The following is a 269-nucleotide window of genomic DNA, read 5'->3' as shown; positions in this document are numbered from 1 at the left end:
CAGGTTGTGGCCGTCGAGCAGCTCACGGGCCAGGCGGCAGGTGCGCACGGCTTCGATGGCGTCGTAGCAACCGGCAGTGTTCGGCAGGAAAGTGTAGCGATCCGGCGACAGCACTTGGAGCAGGTTCGGCTCCCCTTCGATCTGGCCAAGGTTGGTGCGGCGCACGGCAAAGGTGACGATCTCTGCACCCGAGGCTTCGATGGCCAGGCGGGTTTCTTCCATGTCGCGGTACTTGCCGGTGCCGACCAGCAAACGGGACTGGTAGGTAC

At 64.3% G+C, this 269-nt stretch carries 1 pseudogene; it reads right to left on the bottom strand.

From position 1 onward, the window contains the following. Positions 1-269: pseudogene (locus tag KZZ04_RS19420) on the bottom strand (thiazole synthase); the annotation flags it as partial.

Origin of the sequence: Pseudoalteromonas sp. CR1, assembly GCF_019392235.1 — a bacterium.
Classification (GTDB): Bacteria; Pseudomonadota; Gammaproteobacteria; order Enterobacterales; family Alteromonadaceae; genus Pseudoalteromonas.
Note: the sequence above shows the minus strand (reverse complement) of the source record. Positions and strands in the feature narration are given on the sequence as shown.